Annotated in this window: 21 protein-coding genes; all 21 read right to left on the minus strand. The window is 32.4% G+C overall.

Features of this window, described 5'->3' with window-relative positions; translation table 11 throughout:
• Positions 1-2: 2 nt before the first annotated feature.
• Genes ACTT88_RS06150 through ffh form a run of 21 tightly spaced genes read right to left on the minus strand, consistent with a single transcriptional unit; the run spans position 3 to position 23,351 of the window.
• Positions 3-2,921: a 2-oxoglutarate dehydrogenase E1 component gene (locus tag ACTT88_RS06150; RefSeq protein ID WP_440908424.1), complete on the minus strand. Its 2,919-nt coding sequence runs from the start codon at positions 2,919-2,921 to the stop codon at positions 3-5.
• A gap of 35 nt (positions 2,922-2,956) precedes the next feature.
• On the minus strand, positions 2,957-3,832 hold the full coding sequence (sucD, locus tag ACTT88_RS06155; protein WP_440908425.1) for a succinate--CoA ligase subunit alpha: 876 nt from the start codon (positions 3,830-3,832) through the stop codon (positions 2,957-2,959).
• Between the two features lies 1 nt (position 3,833).
• Positions 3,834-4,994, minus strand: a complete 1,161-nt coding sequence (gene sucC, locus ACTT88_RS06160; protein WP_440908426.1) for an ADP-forming succinate--CoA ligase subunit beta — start codon at positions 4,992-4,994, stop codon at positions 3,834-3,836.
• Between the two features lie 2 nt (positions 4,995-4,996).
• Positions 4,997-5,959 (minus strand): malate dehydrogenase, encoded by a 963-nt coding sequence (gene mdh / locus ACTT88_RS06165; RefSeq protein WP_440908427.1) that lies wholly within the window; start codon positions 5,957-5,959, stop codon positions 4,997-4,999.
• 9 nt (positions 5,960-5,968) lie between these two features.
• A complete protein-coding gene (locus ACTT88_RS06170) occupies positions 5,969-7,462 on the minus strand; it encodes a CoA-acylating methylmalonate-semialdehyde dehydrogenase (protein WP_440908428.1) in 1,494 nt (497 codons plus the stop codon).
• Positions 7,463-7,501: 39 nt separating this feature from the next.
• Positions 7,502-8,281, minus strand: coding sequence for a succinate dehydrogenase iron-sulfur subunit (locus tag ACTT88_RS06175; RefSeq protein ID WP_440908429.1), 780 nt, complete (start codon positions 8,279-8,281; stop codon positions 7,502-7,504).
• Complete coding sequence (sdhA, locus tag ACTT88_RS06180) at positions 8,281-10,056, minus strand: succinate dehydrogenase flavoprotein subunit (protein ID WP_440908430.1); 1,776 nt, start codon at positions 10,054-10,056, stop codon at positions 8,281-8,283. Before sdhA ends, ACTT88_RS06175 begins: the two co-directional genes overlap by 1 nt.
• Complete coding sequence (gene sdhD / locus ACTT88_RS06185) at positions 10,053-10,382, minus strand: succinate dehydrogenase, hydrophobic membrane anchor protein (protein WP_440908431.1); 330 nt, start codon at positions 10,380-10,382, stop codon at positions 10,053-10,055. Before sdhD ends, sdhA begins: the two co-directional genes overlap by 4 nt.
• On the minus strand, positions 10,382-10,762 hold the full coding sequence (sdhC, locus tag ACTT88_RS06190) for a succinate dehydrogenase, cytochrome b556 subunit (protein WP_440908432.1): 381 nt from the start codon (positions 10,760-10,762) through the stop codon (positions 10,382-10,384). Before sdhC ends, sdhD begins: the two co-directional genes overlap by 1 nt.
• Before the next feature lie 3 nt (positions 10,763-10,765).
• Positions 10,766-11,761, minus strand: a complete 996-nt coding sequence (locus ACTT88_RS06195) for an aspartate-semialdehyde dehydrogenase (protein ID WP_440908433.1) — start codon at positions 11,759-11,761, stop codon at positions 10,766-10,768.
• A 15-nt stretch (positions 11,762-11,776) separates the two neighbouring features.
• Complete coding sequence (locus ACTT88_RS06200) at positions 11,777-12,886, minus strand: dimethylsulfoniopropionate demethylase (protein WP_440908434.1); 1,110 nt, start codon at positions 12,884-12,886, stop codon at positions 11,777-11,779.
• A complete protein-coding gene (locus ACTT88_RS06205) occupies positions 12,886-13,659 on the minus strand; it encodes an alpha/beta fold hydrolase (RefSeq protein WP_440908435.1) in 774 nt (257 codons plus the stop codon). Before ACTT88_RS06205 ends, ACTT88_RS06200 begins: the two co-directional genes overlap by 1 nt.
• A gap of 7 nt (positions 13,660-13,666) precedes the next feature.
• Positions 13,667-15,283 (minus strand): long-chain-fatty-acid--CoA ligase, encoded by a 1,617-nt coding sequence (locus tag ACTT88_RS06210; RefSeq protein WP_440908436.1) that lies wholly within the window; start codon positions 15,281-15,283, stop codon positions 13,667-13,669.
• Complete coding sequence (locus tag ACTT88_RS06215) at positions 15,283-17,046, minus strand: acyl-CoA dehydrogenase family protein (RefSeq protein ID WP_075484712.1); 1,764 nt, start codon at positions 17,044-17,046, stop codon at positions 15,283-15,285. Before ACTT88_RS06215 ends, ACTT88_RS06210 begins: the two co-directional genes overlap by 1 nt.
• A gap of 26 nt (positions 17,047-17,072) precedes the next feature.
• Positions 17,073-18,179, minus strand: a complete 1,107-nt coding sequence (leuB, locus tag ACTT88_RS06220) for a 3-isopropylmalate dehydrogenase (RefSeq protein WP_440908437.1) — start codon at positions 18,177-18,179, stop codon at positions 17,073-17,075.
• Positions 18,172-18,777: a 3-isopropylmalate dehydratase small subunit gene (gene leuD, locus ACTT88_RS06225; protein ID WP_440908438.1), complete on the minus strand. Its 606-nt coding sequence runs from the start codon at positions 18,775-18,777 to the stop codon at positions 18,172-18,174. Before leuD ends, leuB begins: the two co-directional genes overlap by 8 nt.
• Positions 18,778-20,181, minus strand: a complete 1,404-nt coding sequence (leuC, locus tag ACTT88_RS06230) for a 3-isopropylmalate dehydratase large subunit (RefSeq protein WP_440908439.1) — start codon at positions 20,179-20,181, stop codon at positions 18,778-18,780.
• Between the two features lie 11 nt (positions 20,182-20,192).
• A complete protein-coding gene (gene rplS / locus ACTT88_RS06235) occupies positions 20,193-20,768 on the minus strand; it encodes a 50S ribosomal protein L19 (RefSeq protein WP_440908440.1) in 576 nt (191 codons plus the stop codon).
• 16 nt (positions 20,769-20,784) lie between these two features.
• The gene (gene trmD / locus ACTT88_RS06240) at positions 20,785-21,471 is read right to left on the minus strand and encodes a tRNA (guanosine(37)-N1)-methyltransferase TrmD (protein ID WP_440908441.1); all 687 of its coding nucleotides are present in this window, start codon (positions 21,469-21,471) and stop codon (positions 20,785-20,787) included.
• Between the two features lie 14 nt (positions 21,472-21,485).
• Positions 21,486-21,980: a 30S ribosomal protein S16 gene (rpsP, locus tag ACTT88_RS06245; RefSeq protein WP_440908442.1), complete on the minus strand. Its 495-nt coding sequence runs from the start codon at positions 21,978-21,980 to the stop codon at positions 21,486-21,488.
• A 12-nt stretch (positions 21,981-21,992) separates the two neighbouring features.
• Complete coding sequence (ffh, locus tag ACTT88_RS06250; RefSeq protein WP_440908443.1) at positions 21,993-23,351, minus strand: signal recognition particle protein; 1,359 nt, start codon at positions 23,349-23,351, stop codon at positions 21,993-21,995.
• Positions 23,352-23,511 lie beyond the last annotated feature (160 nt).

A 23,511-nucleotide genomic window follows, 5' to 3' on the forward strand; every position in this document is an offset into this window, starting at 1 on the left:
AATTAATCAAATACCTTATTAATTATTTCTTGTTGTTGAGAATTATGCCTTTTGGCATATCCTGTTGCAGGAGTTGCGTCTGGGCTTCTTCCTATATAAGAAATTTTATTATTATTAGCCTTTAAAGTGTCTAATGTCCATTGGATATAATCTCTAACTGAAAACCAGGCACCCATATTTTTTGGTTCTTCTTGACACCAAAAGAATTCAGCATTTTTAGCGTACGGTTTTAACTCCTTAACCAAAGCTTTTACTGGAAATGGATACAATTGTTCAATTCTATACATTACTACATCATCTCTTTTGAGCTTTTCTCTGGCGTCTAACAAATCAAAATATACTTTTCCAGAACAAAGAATTACTTTTCTAATTTTAGAATTTTCTTTTAATTTAATAAATCCTTTAGACTTAGGATCTATAGCATGATCCCACAGTACTCTATGGAAAGTATTTTTTTTGTTAAAATCTTCTAAATTTGAAACACAATACTTATTTCTTAATAATGATTTTGGTGTCATTATGATTAGTGGCTTTCTGAAACTCCTATGCATTTGTCTTCTTAAAGCATGAAAATAATTTGCTGGAGTTGTGCAATTCATTACTTGCATATTATCGTTTGAGCATAATTGTAAAAATCTTTCTAATCTTGCTGAAGAATGTTCTGGTCCTTGTCCTTCATATCCGTGAGGTAATAACATTACTATACCAGATGCTCTGTTCCATTTTCTCTCACCAGATGCAATAAATTGATCAATTACTACTTGAGCTCCATTAGCAAAATCACCGAATTGTGCTTCCCAAAGAGTAAGTGTGTTTGGCTCTACTAGACTATAACCATATTCAAAACCTAAAACCGCAAGTTCAGATAAAAAACTATCTACTACTTCAAATTGCTTTTGATTTTTAGAAATATTATTCAGTGGAATGTACCTAGAATTGTCAATTTGATTTCTTAAAACAGAATGTCGTTGACTAAATGTTCCTCTTCCAGAGTCTTGTCCTACAAGCCTAACTGGATATCCCTCTTCTAGCAAAGATCCAAAAGCTAAAGATTCAGCTGAAGACCAATCAATTCCAGTACCTTTTTCGACACTTTCTTTTCTGGCATTAAATATTTTAGAGATAGTCTTATGAATATTTTTTTCCTCAGGAATACTATTTATTTTACCAGAGATTATTTTTAATTTATTTTCGTCAAAACCTGTTATACCCCTTTTATCTTTACCTCTTTCAGGTTTATATCTTGACCATGTTCCCTCAAACCATTCTATTTTAGGTTTATAATCTTTTGCACTTTTGTATTGTTCATCAAGTAAATCTTTAAATGATTTAACATTTTGGTTTAATAATTCTTCAGTTATAGATTTTTCGTTTACTAATTTATTTCCATAAATTTTGTAAACACTGGGATGAGATCTAATTTTTTTATACATTAAAGGTTGGGTAAATGAAGGCTCATCTCCCTCATTATGTCCAAATCTTCTATAACAAATTAAATCTACTACAACGTCTCTATTAAATTTTAATCGAAATTCTGTTGCTATTCTAGTTGCATAAACAACTGCTTCTGGATCATCACCATTAACATGAAGAATTGGTGCCTCTACCATTTTTGCAACATCAGATGGATAAGGTGAAGACCTGGCAAATCTTGGACTAGTAGTAAATCCTATCTGATTATTAACAATAATATGAATTGTTCCTCCAGTGTTGTGTCCTGGTAGTCCAGACATTGCAAAACATTCCGCTACAACACCTTGACCAGCAAAGGCTGCATCCCCATGAATGAGAATAGGTATAACTTTATTTCTTTCACGGTCTTTGTGGAAAAATTGTTTTGCTCTTGTTTGCCCTAAAACAACTGGGTTAACAGCTTCTAAATGAGAGGGATTATCTGTTAAACTGACATGTACTGAATTTCCATCAAATTCTCTATCAGACGACGCTCCAAGATGATATTTTACATCTCCAGCACTATCTTCAGAATCAGAACTAAACTCACCAGCAAACTCATTAAAAATTTTTTTGTAAGATTTTTGTAAAACGTTTGCCAAAACGTTAAGCCTACCTCTATGAGACATACCTATTTTAACTTCTTTTATATTATTTTGACCACCAATTTTTATTATTTGTTCAAGAGCAGGTATTAAACTTTCGCCACCATCTAAACCAAATCTTTTTGTTCCCACATACTTTGTAGCTAAAAATTTTTCAAATCCTTCTGCCTGTACCAATTTATTTAAAATTGCCTCTTTACCATTTTTTGTAAATTGAAGTGCATTTTTATCTTGCTCTATCCTGTCCCTAAACCACATTCTTTCATCTGGGTTTGAAATATGCATGAACTCATAACCTATTTTTCCACAGTAGGTTTTCTTCATAAACTTAAGTATTTCTTTTATATTTGCATATTTACGATTGATTACCCCGTTTAGAAAAATTTTCTTATCGTAATTTTCTTTTTTAAAACCGTAAAAATCTGGATGAAGCTCATCTAGATATTCTGACTCTCTCATTTCTAAAGGATCAAGATCTGCTAATAAATGTCCTCTTAGTCTATATGCTCTAATTAATGCTACAGCACTAATAGAATCTTTATTTGAGTCAGCAAGTAATTGAAAATTAAATTTTTCTGAAGTGTCTAATTTGACATTATCAAAATCATTTTTATCTTGTTCTTCTATTTTTTTTTGTAATTCATCAATATCAATCTTTTTTTTAGTAGGTCCCCATGATGGACCATTAATTTCTTTTGCTATAACATTTAATTCTTCACCAATTCCCTCAAAATAATTTACCCAACTTTCTGGGAGATCAGCATCTTTATTTACAAACTTTAAATACATTTCTTCTATAAACGCACTATTAGATTTGTTTAAAAATGAAGTTTTTTCGAAATCAAGATTTTTTGATGAAGACATCTTATTTATTTAATATATCTCTCTAATATTTTTTTTCAATTAGACAGTTTATCAAATAAAGTTTTTCCAATAATTGACGGTGATTTGGCAACTGTAATACCACATTCTTCCATTTTTTTTATTTTATCTTCAGCTCCACCCTTGCCACCTGATATAATGGCACCAGCATGCCCCATTCTCCTTCCTGGAGGAGCAGTAATTCCAGCGATAAATCCAACCATTGGTTTTTTAATCTTATGATTTTTTATAAAGTCAGCCGCTTCTTCTTCGGCTGTTCCTCCAATTTCACCTATCATTAAAATAGATTCTGTTTCAGAATCATTTAAAAATAAATCTAAACAATCTATAAAATTTGTTCCATTAATAGGATCACCACCAATACCAATACAAGTTGATTGACCAAGTCCATTTTCGGTAGTTTGTGCTACTGCTTCATATGTCAATGTTCCTGACCTTGATACAATTCCAACACTTCCTCTTTTATGAATACTTCCTGGCATAATCCCAATTTTACATTCATCTGGTGTGATTATTCCTGGACAATTAGGTCCAATTAATCTGCTACTAGATCCACTTAATTTTTGTCTGACCTTAAGCATATCCTGAATTGGAATACCCTCTGTTATACAGACAATAAGTTCAACTGATGCATCAATAGCTTCAATGATTGCTGCTGCAGCAAATTTAGCAGGTACATAAATCATAGTTGCATCTGCTCCTACTTCATTTTTTGCCTCTAAAACGCTATTAAAAACTGGTCTGTCTAAATGTTTTTGTCCACCTTTCTTTGGCGTAACTCCGCCAACAAGATTGGTTCCATATTTTATAGCCTGCTCTGAATGAAATGTTCCATGTGAGCCAGTAAATCCCTGACAAATTACTTTAGTATTTTTATTTACTAAAACCGACATTTTATTTTATCGCCTCAACAATTTTCTTAGCAGCGTCATCTAAATTTTCTGCAGAAATTAATTTTAATCCAGAATTATCAAGAATTTTTTTTCCTTCTTTGAAATTTGTGCCAGCTAATCTTACAACCAAAGGTACGCTAATATTAATTTCTTTAGCTGCATCAACTACTCCTTGGGCAAGAACATCACATCTCATTATTCCACCAAAAATATTAATTAAAATACCTTTAACATTTTTATCTGAGAGAATTATCTTTAATGCAGCGGATACTTTTTCTTTGGATGCACCACCACCTACATCTAAAAAATTTGCTGGCTCTTTACCATACAATTTAATTATATCCATTGTTGCCATTGCTAATCCTGCCCCATTCACCATACAGCCAATACTTCCATCTAGCTTGATATATGCAAGATCATGCTTGCTAGCTTCTATCTCGGTAGGATCTTCCTCATTTAAATCTCTTAATCCAACAATTTCTGGATGCCTGAATAAAGCGTTAGAGTCGAAATTAACTTTTGCATCTAAACAAACAATTTTTTCCTCTTTTGTCAAAATTAATGGATTTACTTCAACCATGTTTGCGTCAGTACCTACAAACATTTTATATATTGATTTAATTAATGTTATTGCTTGTTTTTTTGCGTCTTCATTTAAATTAAAAATATTAATTATTTTTTCACAATCTGAATCAGAAATTTCATCACCCATATCAACTTTTGTAGTTATAATTTTTTCAGGTAAGCTGCTTGCAACTTCTTCAATATCCATCCCTCCTTGGTCACTTGATATAAATGCAATTTTAGAACTTGCCCTATCAACCAGGCACGATAAGTAAAATTCTTTATCTATATTTGATGATTCTTCTACGTATAATCTTTTAACCTCTCTACCTTCAGGGCCAGTTTGATGAGTAACTAGTGTTTTTCCAAGTAATTCTTTAGCTGCTACCGTTAGTTCCTCAATAGAGTTTAAAATTTTTACACCACCAGCTTTTCCTCTGCCTCCAGCATGGATTTGTGCTTTAAGCACATATTTATCAGTTTTGAGTGCTTTTGCTTTTTGAATAAGTTCATCAACATTAAGCGCAAATACTCCTTCGGGAACTACAGCTCCATATTTTTTTAATATTTGTTTGGCTTGATGCTCGTGAATATTCATTATTATTTAGATAAATCAGGATCTATTTTAGATGCAGCTTCCCATAAAGCTTTTACAGCATCTATTGAATGCATAAATTCTTTTTTTTCTTTTTCATCTAAATCAATCTCTTCAATTTTTTCCACACCATTTTTTCCAATGACAACGGGAACACCTGCATAAACATTTTTCACACCATACTCTCCATTTAATTGCACAGCGCAGGGTAATAATTTTTTCTGATCATTCAAATATGCTTCTGCCATTTGAACACCTGAAGCTGCTGGTGCATAAAAGGCTGATCCTTTTTCTAAATATTTAACTATTTCCGCACCACCATCTCGCGTTCTTTGATTAATTTCCTCAACTCTTTCTGAAGAAATCTTTCCATCCTTTACAAGATCCAACAATGGTTTACCTGAAATTTTTGTAAATCTTGGCATAGGAACCATGGTGTCACCATGACCACCCATAACCATTGCCTCAATTTCTCTTACTGGCACATTTAGTTCTAATGATAAAAATAATTTAAATCTCGAACTATCTAAAATACCTGCCATACCAACAACTTTATTTGATGGCAAACCTGAAAATTTTTGAAATGCCATAACCATAACATCTAAAGGATTAGTGATACAGATCACAAAAGCGTTAGGAGCTTTTTTCTTTACCCCCTCAGCAACTTGTTTAATAATTTTTAAATTAATTCCAAGAAGATCGTCTCGGCTCATTCCAGGTTTTCTTGGAACGCCTGCTGTAATTATTATTACATCTGAATCTTTTATGTCCTCATAGTTATCAGTTCCTGAAAACCTAACATTGAAACCATCTACAGATGAAGATTGTGCAATATCTAATGCTTTTCCTTTTGCAATACCACTAGCTACATCAAATAAAACCACTTCATTCACTAATTCTTTTATTCCTATTAAATGTGCAAGAGTTCCGCCTATTTGGCCTGCACCAATTAAAGATATTTTTGTCATTTATTTCCTTTATTTCATTGTTGGCATAACAAATTCCGCATTTGATCGGACACCTGAAGGCCATCTAGATGTTACAGTTTTAAGTTTAGTATAAAATTTTATTCCTTCCATACCATGCATTCCGCTATCTCCAAATAATGATCTTTTCCAACCACCAAAACTATGAAATGCCATTGGAACTGGGATCGGCACGTTAATACCAACCATACCTACTTGAATTTTACTTGCAAAAGTTCTGCCTGCATCACCGTCTCTTGTATAAATACTAACTCCATTTCCGTACTCATGGTCGTTAATTAATTTTGCAGCTTCTTCAAAAGTTTTTACTCGAACAACTGATAAGACTGGGCCAAATATTTCTTCTTTGTAAATTCTCATATCTTTATTTACATGATCAAATAAACATCCACCTATATAGAAACCATTTTCATAGCCTTGGAGTTTTAAACCTCTACCATCAACCACTAATTTTGCGCCTTCCTCGACACCTAAATCAACGTAGCTTGTAACTTTTTCTAAATGTTCTTTTGTAACTAAAGGTCCCATTTCTGATGTCTTATCCATTCCAGGACCAACTTTTAAAGCTTCAGTTTTTTTTGATAATCTTGACACAAGTTCATCACCGATATCTCCGACCGCAACAGCAACTGATTGAGCCATACATCTTTCCCCAGCTGAACCATAAGCGGCACCCATTAAGCCATTTACTGCACCATCTAAGTCACAATCTGGCATGACAACCAAATGGTTTTTTGCTCCACCCAAAGCTTGAACTCTTTTTTCATTTTTAGCTGAATTTTCATAAATATATTTTGCAATAGGAGTAGATCCTACGAAACTAACAGCTTTGATATCTTTGTTTTCTAAAATTGCATCAACAGCTTCTTTATCTCCATTTATTACGTTAAATACTCCTTCTGGAAGACCCGCCTCAGAAAGTAGTTCTGCTAATCTTATTGCGCAAGAAGGGTCTTTTTCAGATGGTTTAAGAATAAATGTGTTTCCACAAGCTATAGCTATTGGAAACATCCACATTGGTACCATAGCAGGAAAATTAAAAGGTGTAATACCTGCAACAACTCCTAATGGTTGTCTGATTGACCAACTATCAACATTGGTACCAACATTTTCTGAAAACTCACCTTTTAATAAATGTGGTATTCCACAAGCAAATTCTACCACCTCAAGTCCTCTAGTTAAAGAGCCTCTTGCATCTTCATAAACTTTTCCATGTTCTGAAACTATTAACTTCGTTAATTCATCAGAATTTTTTTCAATTAATTCTTTAAATTTAAATATTATTCTGGCTCTTTGTAGAGCAGGTTTTAAAGACCAAGTTTCAAATGCTTTTTTTGCTACTTCAACAGCACTATCTAAGTCAGATCTTGAAGCAAGTCTTACCTCAGACTCTTGTTCGCCGGTTGCTGGATTAAAAACTTTCCCCTTTTTATCTGAAGATCCCGGAATTATTTTACCGTTTACGAAGTGTTCAATTAATTTCATGAATACGGTGTTTTAGATCAAAAATATCGAATAGTCTATTTAAACATTAGCTGTTGCTAACATTTTTTTTATTTCAGCTATAGCTTTTGCTGGATTCAAGCCCTTGGGACATGCATTTGTACAATTTAATATTGTATGGCATCTATATAATTTTAATTCATCGGAAACTTTTTTTAATCTAGTTTTTCTCTCTTCATCTCTACTATCAATAATCCATCTATAGGCCTGTAGCAGAACTGCAGGACCTAAATATTTATCTCCATTCCACCAATAACTTGGGCAAGATGTAGAACAACAGGCACACATAATGCATTCATAAGCACCATCAAGTTTTGCTCTATCTTCTTTAGACTGATAAATTTCTGTTGACTGTTTTGTTGAGTTATTTTTTAACCAAGGTTCAATAGATTGATATTGTTTATATAAGCCATCTAAATCGCCGATCAAATCTCTTTTAACTTTTAAATGAGGTAGAGGATAAATATCGATGTCACCATCTATCTCTGCATGTGGAGTTGTACAAGCTAATCCATTTTTTCCTCCCATATTCATAGCACAAGAGCCACAAACACCATGAGCACAAGACCTCCTATATGCCAATGTCGGATCAATTTCGTTTTTAATTTTATTTAGAATATCCAGTACCTTAGATGGGCAATTATCCATATCAACTTCGTATGTATCAATTCTAGGATTTTCTTCTGTCGATGGATCCCATCTATAAATATTGATCTTTCTTAAATTTTTAGATCCAGTTTTGTCTTTAAAATATTTGCCTTTTTTAACCTCTGAATTTTTAGGTAAGCTTAGCTGAGCCATTAATATACTCGCTCTTGTGGTGGAAAATATTGAACTTCGTTTGTTAAAGTTGATTTATGTACTTCTCTGTAACTTATCTTTGTATTTTTCCCATCACACCAAGCAAGAGTATGTTGCATAAACTTTTCGTCATCTCTTTTTGGATAGTCATCTCTCGCGTGAGCACCTCTGCTCTCTTTTCTATGGTATGCAGATTCTACAGTAGTTACTGCTTGTCTTATTAAATTATCAAATTCTAATGTTTCAACTAAATCAGTATTAAATACTAAAGATCTATCTTTAACTGAAATTGAGTCCATGCCATCATAAGTTTTTTTAATCTCAGCAACACCTTCTTTAAGATTTTTTTCTGTTCTGAAAACTGCACATTTCGACTGCATCGTTTTTTGCATTGAAAGTCTAAGTTCAGCAGTACTATTATTTCCTTGTGCATTTCTTAGTTTATCAAATCTATCTAAACATTTTTGTGTTTCTGACTCAGGAATTTCCTCATGAGGAGTTCCTGGCTTAACTAATTCAGCTGCTCTTTTTGCTGCTGCTCTTCCAAATACTACTAAATCTATTAAAGAATTAGAACCAAGTCTATTTGCTCCGTGAACAGAGACACATGCAGCTTCTCCTATAGCCATTAAACCTGGAACAGTTTTTTCTGAGCCATTTACAGTTAATACTTCTGCTTTATAGTTTGTTGGAATGCCGCCCATATTATAATGAACTGTTGGTACAACAGGAATTGGTTCTTTAGTTACATCTACATTTGCAAATAATCTTGCTGCATCGGTAATTCCAGGAAGCCTGCTTTCAATAATATCTTTATCTAAGTGACTTAGGTTCAAATGAACATGATCTTGATCTTTTCCAACACCTCTTCCCTCATTAATCTCTATAGACATTGATCTGCTAACAACATCTCTTGATGCTAAATCTTTAGCATTTGGAGCATACCTTTCCATAAATCTTTCACCTTTAGAATTTGTAAGATAACCCCCTTCTCCTCGCGCACCTTCTGTTATTAAGGTACCGTGGCCATAAATTCCTGTTGGGTGAAATTGAACAAACTCCATATCCTGAAGCGGCAATCCAGCTCTTAAAACCATTGCATTACCATCACCAGTGCAAGTATGTGCTGATGTTGCTGAATAATAAACTTTTCCATAACCACCTGTAGCAATAATTACTGAATGTGCTCTAAATCTATGAATTGTTCCATCATTCAAATTCCAAGCAATTAGACCTTTGCATTCTCCATTCTTCATCAACAAATCTAATGCAAAATATTCTATAAAAAATTCTGTATTATGCTTTAACGCTTGTCCATATAATGTATGTAAAATAGCATGTCCTGTTCTATCGGCTGCTGCACAAGTTCTTTGAACTATTCCGTTCCCATAATTTTTCGTCATTCCACCAAATGGTCTTTGATAAATTTTTCCCTCTTCAGTTCTACTAAATGGAACTCCATATTTCTCTAATTCTAAAACTGCTTTAGGTGCTTCTTTACATAGATATTCAATACTATCTTGATCACCTAACCAATCTGCACCTTTGACAGTGTCATACATGTGCCATCTCCAATCATCCTCTCCCATGTTTCCAAGTGCTGCTGATATTCCACCTTGCGCAGCTGAAGTATGGCTTCTGGTTGGAAATACTTTTGAGATACAAGCTGTTTTTAAGCCAGCTTCGCTAAGCCCTACAGCCGCTCTCAAACCTGATCCACCTGCTCCAAGTACAACAACATCGTACTCATGGTCTATAATATTATATGCTTTCATGTATTTAAATTTAAAATTACAATTATTGTAGTAATTGGGATTGTTATAGCAAAAAAATTTAGGACTTTGTTTGCGGCATTTTTGATTTTTTTATCCTTAATATAGTCTTCAAAAACCTCACTTATAGATAAAGCTGAAAAAAAATAAGCAATAACTAAAAATAACCCAATTAAGAATTTAGATGGTTGTGTTGTTAAGAAATTCACTATTTCCGAATAACTTTTATCATAAATATTCACTAAGTTTATAATAAACCAAAGCATTAAAGGTAATAAGATTGCAGAACTAATTTTTAAGAATAACCATTTTTTTGTTACTGGCAGCATTATATTAATCCTTTGCCAATAAAATAAATTAGGATAGTCAGAATAATCGAACCAAAAATAACTAACAAACCTGTAATTTTTGTTGTTTGTAATTCAAATCCATAACCCAAATCCATAATCAAGTGTCTTATTTCACTTAACATTTGAAAACTAAATGACCAAGTTATTCCAATTAAAATAAATTTACCTAAAAAAGTTTCTAAAAAAATTTTTATAATTTGATAATTACTTTCTGCTAGAAGCATTAATGCAAACCAAATACAAATTAATGTGATTGCAAAAAAATTAATTATTCCTGTAATCCTATGTGAAATAGATACTAGTGAAGAAATATGCCATTTATAAATCTGTATATGTGGTGATAAAGGTCTGTTTTCCATATTTTATTTTGAATTAATAATTGTTTCTGCAATTTCAACAGAATTAAGTGCAGCACCTCTCAACAGGTTGTCTGATACAATCCACAAATTTAATGAATTTTTTTTTGTTTTGTCTTCCCTAATTCTAGATATAAATGTCTCATCTTTTCCTGCTGCTTCAAATGGTGTGCTATAACCTCCATTTTCTCTTCTATCGATAACCTCACAACCATCTGCTTTACTTAAAACATCTCTCACTTTTTCTAAAGTATATGGTTTTTCAAATTCTATATTTACAGACTCAGAATGAGATACTAAAACAGGAATTCTTACACATGTAGCTGTAAGTTCAATTGACTCATCTAAGATTTTTTTTGTTTCATTTGTCATTTTTAATTCTTCTTTTGTATATCCATCATCAGCAAAAACATCGATATGTGGAATAACATTAAAAGCGATTTGTTTAGTAAAATTTTTTGAAACTATTTTTTTTCCATCTAAATATTGTTTAGTTTGATCGATTAATTCGTCCGTTGGACTTTTGCCGCCACCTGAAACAGATTGGTAAGTTGAAACTACAACTCTTTTAATTTTGAATAAATTATGTAGTGGTTTAAGCGCTATAACAAGTTGTGCTGTAGAACAATTTGGATTGGCAATAATATTTTTTTTCATATTTTTAACTTCCGCTGCATTAACTTGTGGAACAATCAATGGAACATCAGGATCCATCCTAAAAAAACTTGAATTATCTATTACAATTGTGTGCTTGGCAGCCTTTTCTGCAAATTTTTCAGCAATCTTTCCTCCTGCTGCAAAAAAAGTTATATCTGCTTTTGAAAAATCATATGTCTCTAAATTTTCAATAACATACTCTTTATCTCTAAAAGAGATTTTTTTTCCTGCACTTTTTTCTGAAGCAACTAAATATAGATTATGAAACTTGAAGTTTTTTTTATCAAAAACTTCAAGAGTCTTTCTGCCCACATTACCTGTTGCACCTACTATAGCTATGTTCATATTTAGAGTTTTATACTAAATAAAAGGTAAATCGCAAACTTTACCCACACAAATTTCACCATTTATCTTGGCTTTTATATCTTGATCGACGTTCCAGTGTGGTTTTTTCATCATAGCAATACCAATAACTTTTTTAAAATGCGGTGAATAGCAAGCTGATCTCAATTCTCCAATTATATTATTGTTTTGATCACTTAATTCTAATGATCCTGTAATACTTATTTTATCTATATCAAGCATTACTCCCATTAATTTTTTTTTAATTCCTTCAGATTTAATTTTTTTTAATTTCTCTTTACCTAAAAAATTAACTTCGCTGTCTATGTTAATATATTTATCAAATCCACATTCATATGGATTATCTCCATTATCGATATCATTTCCATACGATAATAATCCACTTTCAATACGTTCTATTAAATTCGGACAACCTGGTTTGATATTAAATTCTTTTCCAACTTCGAAAAGATGATCATATAATTTTAATCCGGAAACATTATGTTCTACATAAATTTCATAACCACCTTGTTTAGACCAACCAGATCTTGCAATTAAATGTTTATCACCACCAAATTCAAAATAATCAAAACCAAAGAATTTTAAATTAACTATCTTATCTCCAAAAACTTTTTCCATTAATTCAAATGACTTTGGACCTTGTATGGCCATTATATCAACATCAGGTTCAAAAATCTTTACGTCAAATTTATTTCCAATAGCTAATCCTTTTGCAAATAATATCACATCTGAGTCAGCAAGAGATACCCACCATTTATTTTCATTTAATCTAAGTACAACTGGATCATTTATCAGACCTGCGTTATCATCAATTATTGGACAATAATAACATCTTCCATCTTTCGATTTAGATAAATCTCTACAAGTCATCAACTGAACTAATTTCGCTGAGTCTTTACCAGAAATTTCTACTTGTCTTTCAGCAGCTACATCCCAAATTTGAACATACTGTTTTAAGTGATGGTATGAGTCCTCAATTGAACCAAAGGCAGCTGGAAGCAACATATGATTGTATATTGTATAAGCCGTAACCCCTTGTTTTTCTATTCTAGAGGTATAAGGAGTGCCTCTCAGCCTTCTTGATTTTGCAATTGAAAAACTTTTCATTATTTTAAAAATTCTAAAACCTTGTCTCTCATTTCGAATGCTTTTTCAATCATAATCATATGACCACAACCCTCAATTATATGTGTTGTTGATTTTTTAATTAAACTAGAAAACTTTTTACCTGATTCTAGATTTACCATTTTGTCTAATGATCCAAATATCAACAAAGAGGGACAGTCTATTAATCTAGCAGCATGAGAGCCGTTAGTATAATTATTACATGCAATTAAATCGATTGCTAATATTTCTCTAATATCTCTTGGTGACTGTATTATTTTCTCCACTGGATTACCTCCTATAAATTTTTTTGAACCTTCATAGCCCCACTTCATCATCAATTTAACAGCATCAGAGTCCCCATTTTTTGCTAAATTGATTAGATCTGGATGAACTGGCATTCTATTTGAACCACCAATAAAAACTAATTTTTTTAATCTATTTTTATATTTAGATGCATATTCAAGTATCTCTAAACATCCTTGAGAGTGCCCGACAATAAATAGTTGTTTTAAATTTAATTTTATAAATACTTGCTCTAACCAATCAGCAATTTTTTCAATACTATCTAAGCAAGGTCCATCTGAATTACCATGCCCAGGTAAATCAATAGATAAAACATTAAAATTTTTGTTAGAAAAAAATTGTTCAGTTAATGACCAAACTATGTGTGAAAGACCACTTCCATGAAGAAAAACTAATGTTTGTTTATTTGGATCTATTCCCTGTCCAGCATCTGATGCATGAATATTTTTATTTTCTATTTGAAAAATCAAAAGTTACCTAAACTTGTTTTCTGAGTTCAAATTTTTGTATTTTACCTGTTGAAGTTTTTGGTAACTCACAAAAAACAACCTTTTTTGGAACTTTAAAGCCTGCTAAAGTTTCTTTACAAAAATCAATTAATTCTTTCTCGCTAACTGGTTTGTCTTTAACTGCTTCTATAAATGCACATGGCACCTCACCCCATTTTTCGTCTGGTTTTGCAACAACCGCAGCAATCGAAACAGATGGGTGTTTGGATAAAGTATTTTCAATTTCAATTGAAGAAATATTTTCTCCTCCAGAAATAATTATATCTTTTGATCTATCTTGTATTTTAATATAGCCATCAGAATGCATTACAGCTAAATCACCACTGTGAAACCAACCATCTTTCATGGCTTTTTCGGTAGCCTCTTTATCTTTGAAATATCCCTTCATTACGACATTTCCTCTAATCATGATTTCACCGATTGTCTTTCCGTCTCTAGGAACTTCTTTCATTGTCTCAGGGTCTAAAACAACGACACCTTCCGTATTAGGATACTTTACACCTTGTCTTGCTTTAATCTCGTTTTGTTTTTCTTCATCAAAATTATTCCACTCATCATTCCAGGCACACTGAGTAACATGCCCATAAGTTTCTGTTAAACCATATACATGCATTACTTCAAATCCGAGAGCTCTCATTTTTTTAAAAATTATACTTGGTGGAGGAGCACCAGCAGTTAAAACATAAACTTTTTGTTTTAATTTTTTTTTATCACTTTCTGGGGCTCCAGTAATCATATTCAATACTATTGGAGCACCACCAAAATGAGTGATTTCATATTTATCAATAAGTTCAAAAATTTTTTTAATATCTATATTTCTTAAACATATAGTTCTTCCGTTTAGCATCGGCACAGTCCATGGATAACACCAGCCATTGCAATGGAACATTGGAACAACTGTTAAAAAATTTAATCTATTTGGCATATTCCAAGCAACTGAGCTGCCTGTAGACATTAAATATGCTCCCCTATGATGATAGACAACACCTTTGGGATTTCCTGTAGTACCTGATGTATAACTTAGTGATATAGCTTGCCACTCATCTTCGGGCATTTGCCATTGGTAATTTTCATCGCCTGTATTTAAAAAACTTTCATATTCTAAATCACCAATTTTTTCCAATTTTGATTGGTCAGCATATTTATCGTTTATGTCAATAATAGTTATTTTTTTATTAAGATTTTTTAATGCTTTTTTTACTTCTCCATGAAGTTGTCTATCCACAACTAAGACTTTTGCTTCGCTATGATCTAAAATATAGGAAATTGTTTTGGCATCTAATCTTATATTTATAGTATTAAGAACTGCACCAGTCATAGGTACAGAGTAGTGCGCTTCAAAAATCTCTGGTGTATTGAAAGCTAAGAATGAAACCGTGTCACCTTTTTTAATACCAATTTTTGTCAATGCACTAGCAAATTTTACAACTCTTTTATAAACTTCAGCCCAGGTATAATTTCTTTCTTCATAAATTATAGCCTCATAATTTGGGTAAATTTCTTTTGCTCTTTTTAAAAAAGTTAAGGGAGTAAGGGGTACGTGATTTGCTTTATTTTTATCTAAATTTGTATCGTAATGGCTCATTAATTAAACTTAAAATTCATTATATTTGAGCTTCCTGAGATTGCTGATTTATAATGATACTCAGCCCGAGGTAATACCTTATCAAAATAAAATTTAGCTGTATTTATTTTATCACTATAAAATTCTTTATTTGTATTAAAATCATTAAAACTAACCTCTAATATTTTAATCCAAGCATAAGCAATTGAAACATAACCTAAGCTTTTTAAATAATCATTTGCTGCAGCACTAACATCATCCTTTTCAATTTTATTTTTATCATTTATCCAATCTGTGAATTTGGATAAAATATCTAAATAATGGTTTAATTCTTTAGAAAATGTTTTTACTTTTTCATTTTTGCTCTCACATTCAGATTTAATCATTTCTAAAAACTTATTTATAACATCGCCTTTTTTGTTAGATAATTTTCTAAATACTAAATCTGCAGCCTGTACGGAATTTGTTCCTTCATAAATTGGGGTAATACGATTATCTCGATATAATTGCTCAATACCTTGGTCTTTAGTATATCCGTATCCTCCATGTATCTGCATTGCATCGCTAGTAATTTCCATAGCTAAATCTGTAAAAAGTGATTTAACCACAGGCGTCATTAATGAAACGTAATCTAAAGCAGCTTGTTTAATTTTTTCGTCTGGATGATAAAGACTTACTTCTGTTTGTTGAGAAAGCCAAAAACATAATGCTCTTTCGCCCTCAATTATTGATTTCATATTAAGTAAAGTTCTTCTAATGTCTGCATGATCAATTATAAAATCTGCACCATTATTAGATTTTGAATTATTTGTTTTTCCTTGCTTTCTTTCTTTTGCGTAAGAAAGTGAATTTTGATAAGCAATTTCAGAAATACCTAAACCTTGAATGCCTACAACTATTCGCTCTAAATTCATCATTGTGAACATTGCACTAAGACCTTTATCTTTGTTACCAATCATGTAACCAGTTGCATCATCAAAATTTAAAACACAAGTTGCTGAACCTTTAATACCCATCTTACTCTCAATTGATCCAGTTGAAATTCCATTTCTTGGACCAATACTACCATCCTGGTTCACAATATATTTTGGAACTAAAAATAAACTAATTCCCTTAGTACCAGATGGAGAGTCTGGTGATCTTGCCAAAACTAAGTGAATAATATTTTCGGTTAAGTCATGGTCTCCTGAGGTTATGAATATTTTTTGACCACTGATTTTATAAGTATTATCCGATTGTTTAATTGCTTTAGTTTTTAACAAGCCAAGGTCGGTACCACAAACTGGTTCTGTTAAACACATTGTACCACTCCACTTACCTTCTACAATCTTTGGTAAATATTTATTTTTAATTTCATCAGAAGCATGATGATTGATACAATTATAAGCACCAATACTTAATTCACTATATAATTTAAATGATAAGCTTGCTGAAGATAGCATTTCATCAAAAAATGCACTTACTGTTTTTGGCATTCCTTGACCTCCATATTTTGGATCACAAGACAATGAAGTCCAACCATCCTCAATATACTTTTGATACGCTTCTTTGTAGCCTGGGGGTGTTCTGACAACACCATTTTCTAAAACTGCTGGATTTTCATCTCCTGATTTAGCAAGAGGTAAAATTAAATTTTGATTTATTTTAGCTGCTTCCTCTAAAATATCTTTAACAAGATCTGAACTAACTTCATTATATTTTTCAAGTTCATTATAATTTTTATTGTCTCTTAATTTTTCAAAGAGAAACATCATGTCTTTTACTGGAGCTGTATAACTTGGCATATTTAAACCTTAAAATAATTCTAGTTTTATTGCAATTTTGAAATTATCGCATCACCCATTGCTGAAGTAGACGTTTCTTTCATGCCATCTGACATTATGTCTTTTGTCCTTAATCCATCATTTAGAACATCTTGCACTGCCTTTTCTAAAACATCTGCTTCTTTATCAAGATCTAAAGAGTACCTTAAAGCCATAGCAAAACTTAAAATAGAAGCTATTGGATTTGCAATACCTTGTCCTGCTATATCAGGAGCCGATCCATGTATTGGCTCATACATTGCTCTCATCTCACCATCTTTATTTTTTGCACCTAAAGATGCTGATGGTAAAAGACCTAAAGATCCAGTTAACATCGAAGCTTGATCAGACAGCATATCCCCAAATAAATTATCGGTTACAATTACATCAAATTGCTTTGGGTTTCTTAAAAGTTGCATTGCGCAGTTATCTGCTAACATATGGCTTAACTCTACATCTTTGTATTCTTTCTCATGAAGTTCTTTAACTTCTTCTTTCCACAATTGTCCGGCTTCCATTACATTTGACTTTTCACATGATGTAACTTTGTTTGATCTTTTTCTTGCTAAATCAAAAGCAACTCTAGCTACTCTTGTAATTTCACTAGTTGTATATGTATGAGTATTAATTCCTTTTCTTTCACCATTTTCAATTGGCTTTATTCCTCTAGGTTCACCAAAATATATTCCACCCGTTAACTCTCTTACTATCATTATATCTAGTCCTGAAACTACCTCTGGCTTAAGGGTTGAAGCATCGACTAATTGTTTAAAACAAATTGCAGGCCTTAAGTTTGCAAAAAGCTTTAATTCTTTCCTTAGTTTTAATAATGCTCTTTCTGGTTTTTTGGAAAATTCTAGGTTATCCCATGTAGGACCACCAACTGCTCCAAGCATAATTACTTCACTTTCTAGTGCTTTATAAAAAACCTCATCAGTGATTGGAGTGCCATGTTTATCATAAGAACAACCACCAACTAGCTCCTGATCAATTTCAAAATCTAAAGATTTTTTATCATTAAACCAGTTAATGATTTTTTTTACCTCAGTTATTACCTCCGGACCAATACCATCACCAGGAAGTAAAAGTATTTTTCTTTTTTTTACTTTAATCATTAAATACCCAAGGCTTTTCGTTTTTTAAATTTGTTTCAAACTTTTCTATTTTTTCTGATTTTTTTAGTGATAAAGCGATATCATCAAGCCCTTCTAACAAACATTTTTTCTTAAATGGATCAATTTCAAATTTTAGCTCATTATTTCCATAAACTATTTTTTCCTCTTGCAAATCAATAGAAATTTCTTCTTGTCTATTTGCGTATTCAGATAGCTCTTTTATTTTTTCTTCCTCAAGGATTATAGGCAAAATTCCATTTTTAAAACAATTACTAAAAAAAATATCTGCATAACTTGAACTTATCACACAAGTAATTCCAAAATCTAATAAAGCCCAAGGAGCATGTTCTCTTGATGAACCACATCCAAAGTTTTTTCCAGCAATTAAAATTTTAGATTGATTAAATGGATCTTTGTTTAACACAAAATCATTTATTTCTTTGCCTTGATCATCATATCTCATTTCAAAAAATAAATTTTTTCCTAGACCAGTTCTTTTGATAGTTTTTAAAAACTGCTTTGGAATTATCATATCTGTATCAATATTTACAATTGGTAAATAAGCTGGGATACTTTTCAATTTATTAAATTTTTGCATTTAATTTTGATACTTTCTGACATCATCTAAATTACCTGAAATTGCAGCTGCTGCAGCCATTCCTGGACTAACTAGATGAGTTCTACCACCTCTACCTTGTCTTCCCTCAAAATTTCTATTTGATGTAGAGGCACATCTTTCTTCTGGTTTTAATTTATCGGCATTCATCGCTAAACACATAGAGCAACCTGGTTCTCTCCATTCAAACCCTGAGCTAACAAAAATTTTATCTAGTCCTTCTTGCTCTGCTTGTTCTTTAACCAAGCCTGAGCCTGGAACTACTATAGCATTAACATGCGATGATACTTTTTTATCTTTTACGATTTTTGCTGCTTCTCTCAAATCTTCTATTCTGCCATTAGTACAACTACCAATAAATACTTTATCTATTTTTATATCTGTAGCTGCCATGTCGGGTTTTAAACCCATATACTTTAAAGCTCTTTCAATTGAATTTTTTTTATCTACATCAGTCTCATTATTTGGATTTGGAACTTTTCCATCAATTGTTATTACATCTTGTGGTGACGTACCCCATGTAATCATAGGTAAAATTTCATTTGCATTAAGGCTAATTTCTTTATCAAAATTAGCATCAGAATCTGTTTTTAAAGTTTCCCAATAGTTCAAAGCTTTATCCCAATTTTCACTTTTTGGTGACATTGGTTTTCCTTTTAAATATTCAAAAATTTTTTCATCTGGTGCAATTAATCCTGCTCTTGCACCACCTTCAATTGTCATATTGCAAATAGTCATTCTTTGCTCAACACTTAAAGATCTTATTAAATCTCCAGCATATTCCACAACAGATCCTGTTCCACCTGCTGTACCTATTTTTCCAATTATTTGAAGTATTACATCTTTAGAAGTAACTCCTAAAGGAAGTTCACCGTTAACATTAATTCTAAAATTTTTAGCTTTTTTCTGAACTAGTGTTTGGGTTGCTAAAACATGTTCAACTTCTGAAGTTCCTATTCCAAATGCTAAAGCACCAAATGCTCCATGAGTTGCGGTATGACTATCTCCACAAACAATAACTGTACCTGGTTGAGTAAAACCTTGTTCAGGTCCTATAATATGAACGATACCTTGCCTCTTATCATCCATACCAAATAACTGAACACCGAATTCTTTACAATTTGCCTCTAAAGTATCTACTTGAATTTTTGACTCTTCATCTGAAATACCTTTTGATCTGTCAGTTGTTGGAACATTATGATCTGCAACTGCTAAAGTTAAATTTGGATGTCTAACTTTTCTGTTAGAATTTCTTAATCCTTCAAAAGCTTGGGGGCTTGTCACCTCATGAATTAAATGCCTGTCTACAAAAAGTAAAGATGTGCCATCATCTTGTTGGTCAACTAGATGATCGTTCCAAATTTTATCGTATAATGTTGTAGACATTGAAAAAAAAATTATTTTTTTTCTGTAGAGCTTTCTGATTTTTGTTCTTCTTTAGGAGCCTCGGCTGCTGGAGCTGCCTCTTCTTTAGGTGCTGCTTCTGCTTTAGGAGCCTCTGCTACTGGTGCTGCTTCTGCTTTAGGAGCTTCTTCTTTTGGTGCTTCTACTGCAGGAGCTACATTTTCCTCTGTAACTGTTTCTGGTTTTGCCTCGATATCAATACCAATTTTTTTTCTAATTTTTTCAGCAATCCTTGCTGATTTACCAGTTCTGTCTCTTAGATAGTAAAGTTTTGCTCTTCTTACTTTACCTGATCTAATAACCTTAATTGAGTCAATTAAAGTTCCAAATAAAGGAAAAGTTCTCTCAACACCCTCTCCAAATGAAATCTTTCTAACCGTAAAAGATGAGTTTAAGTCTCTGCTTTTTTTAGCAATACACACTCCCTCAAAATATTGAATTCTTTCTTTTTTACCCTCGGTAATTCTCACACCAACTTTAACAACATCTCCAGGATAAAATTCTGGAATTTTTTTCTCTGAAAGAATTTTGTTAACGTTATGCTGATTTATTTCTTCAATTGTTTTCATGTTAATATTTATCAAATTAATTCTTCTTATATTTTTCCCATAAATCTGGTCTTCGGTCGCGTGTTATAGCCTCAGATTGAGATAAACGCCAGTGTTTAATTTTATTATGATCACCTGATAATAGCACGTCTGGCACAGCTTTTTCCTCCCAAATTTGAGGTTTTGTATACTGAGGATACTCTAGAAGACCGTTTTCAAAGGTTTCATCTAATTTAGAGTTTTCATTTCCTAATACACCTGGCAGCAATCTTAAAATACTATCTATAACTACATATGCAGCTGACTCCCCGCCTGACAAAACATAATCTCCGATACTAATTTCCTCAATATTTCTTGTTGAAAGTATTCTTTCGTCCACACCTTCAAAATGACCACAAATTAAAGACAGAGATTTTTCACTAGCTAGCTCTTTTGCTAAGTTTTGATCAAATTTTTTTCCTTTTGGCGATAAGTATAAAATTCTCTCACTCTCATTTTTGTTTTCATCTAAAGACTTTGCAAGAACATCTGCTTTTAACAACATCCCTGAACCACCCCCATAAGGTGTATCATCTACTGTTTTATGTTTGTCATCAGCTGCATCTCTTATATTTACAACTTTAAGTTTCCATAAATTATTTGATAAAGCTTTTCCATAGAGTCCTTTAGATAAAGGACCAGGAAAAACCTCTGGATAAAGTGTAAACACTTGAGCTTGCCACATAAATAATCTTTAAATTATTTTTTTTCCTCTGCTGGAGCTTCTTCCTTAGGAGCTTCTGCTGATGGAGCTGCTTCTGCTTTTGGAGCTTCTTCTTTAGGAGCTTCTGCTGATGGAGCTGCTTCTGCTGATGGAGCTTCTTCTTTAGGAGCTTCTGCTGATGGAGCTGCTTCTGCTTTTGGAGCTTCTTTATTATCCTCTTCTTTTTTATTTCTCTCTTTTTTTGGCACTGCTTTATTTGGATTATTTCCATTTGCAGGCATAGGCATTAGTTCGTTCTCACCTAAAATTCTTGCTACTCTAGTTGTTGGTTGAGCTCCTTGACCAAGCCAATATTTAATTCTCTCAGCTTCTAGGCCCACTCTTTCTTTTTTCTCTTTTGGTAATAGAGGATTAAAAAAACCAACCTTTTCTATAAATCTTCCATCTCTTGCAAAACGACTGTCGGCAACAACAACTTTATAAACAGGACGTTTTTTTGTTCCACCTCTTGATAATCTTAATTTTAACATTTCTTCTCCTTTTTACTTTAATTGGTTAAATAGCTCTGGCGGTATACCTTTATCAGACATACCTTTCAGATTTCCTTTTGACATCTTTTTCATCATTTCAGACATCATTTTAAATTGCTTAAGCAATTTATTGATAGTGGCCGGATCTGTGCCAGAGCCATTAGCAATTCTTTTTTTTCTAGAACCATCTATTATTTTGGGGTTCTCTCTTTCTTTTTTTGTCATTGATAAAATAATCGCTTCATTTTTATTAATTATACTCTCATCAATTCCCGCTGAGTCCATTTGGGATTTAATTTTAGAAACTCCTGGCATAAAAGACATAATTCCCTCAATGCCACCCATTTTTTTCATTTGTCTTAATTGGGATAAATAATCTTCCATAGAAAATTGACCTTTTTTTAAATTTTCCTCTGCTTTTTTTAGATTTTCTTCTCCTAAATCTTGAGCCGCCTTTTCTACAAGGGATACGATATCCCCCATACCAAGTATTCTGTTTGCAATTCTATCTGGATAGAATACTTCAAGATTATCTACTTTTTCTCCTACACCTAAAAATTTAATTGGAACATTTGAAACATATTTCATACTCACTGCGGCTCCACCTCTTGCATCACCGTCAGCCCTAGTTAAAATAATTCCAGATAAGTTAACTGTATTTTTAAATTCTTTTGCCACTGAAGCTGCAACTTGACCTGTTAAAGAGTCTGCAACTAAAAAGGTTTCTGTTGGATTAATGACAGCTTCAATTTGCTTAATCTCACTCATCATTTGTAAATCGATTTGAGTTCTACCAGCAGTATCAAATAAAATTATTTCAGCTCCATTTAAATTAGCAGCACTTATTGCTCTTCTACAAATATCAGTAGGTTGCTGACCTTCTATAATAGGTAAAGTCAAAATATTATTTTGTTCTCCTAAAGATCTAAGTTGTTCTTGAGCAGCTGGTCTATAAATATCTAGACTGACCATCATTACTTTTTTCTTTTTATTGTTTTCTAAAAATTTTGCTAATTTTGCTGTTGTTGTCGTTTTTCCAGAACCTTGTAACCCAACTAACATCATTGGCACAGGCGGTACTGCGTTTAAGTTTATCTCATTATTTGTTGCACCTAATAAGTCTACAAGCTCATCATAAACAATTTTAACAACCATATCCCCAGGAGATGTAGACCTTATTATCTCTTGGCCTAATGCTTTTGGCTTAACTTTTTCAATAAAATCTTTTGCAACATCCAAAGAGACATCTGCTTCAAGTAAGGCTTGCCTAATGCCTCTTAAACCTTCATCTACTTGAGCTTCATCAAGCGAAGGTGCCTTTTTCAGAGAAGAAAAAATTTCTTCAAATTTATTTGTTAAATTTTCAAACATATTTATTACGCATAGCAGTAACGCACTAGTGGGCGAACCCTCGCTGACTAGTGTCGATCTCTTTGTTTCCAAAGACACCGCAAAGTTAATGTTTTTGCGGAAACGGCAACAACCTATAATAGAGGTTCAAAAAGTCAATAAATAAGTTAAATATCTATAT

It is taken from the genome of Candidatus Pelagibacter sp., assembly GCF_052046145.1.
Taxonomy (GTDB): domain Bacteria; phylum Pseudomonadota; class Alphaproteobacteria; order Pelagibacterales; family Pelagibacteraceae; genus Pelagibacter.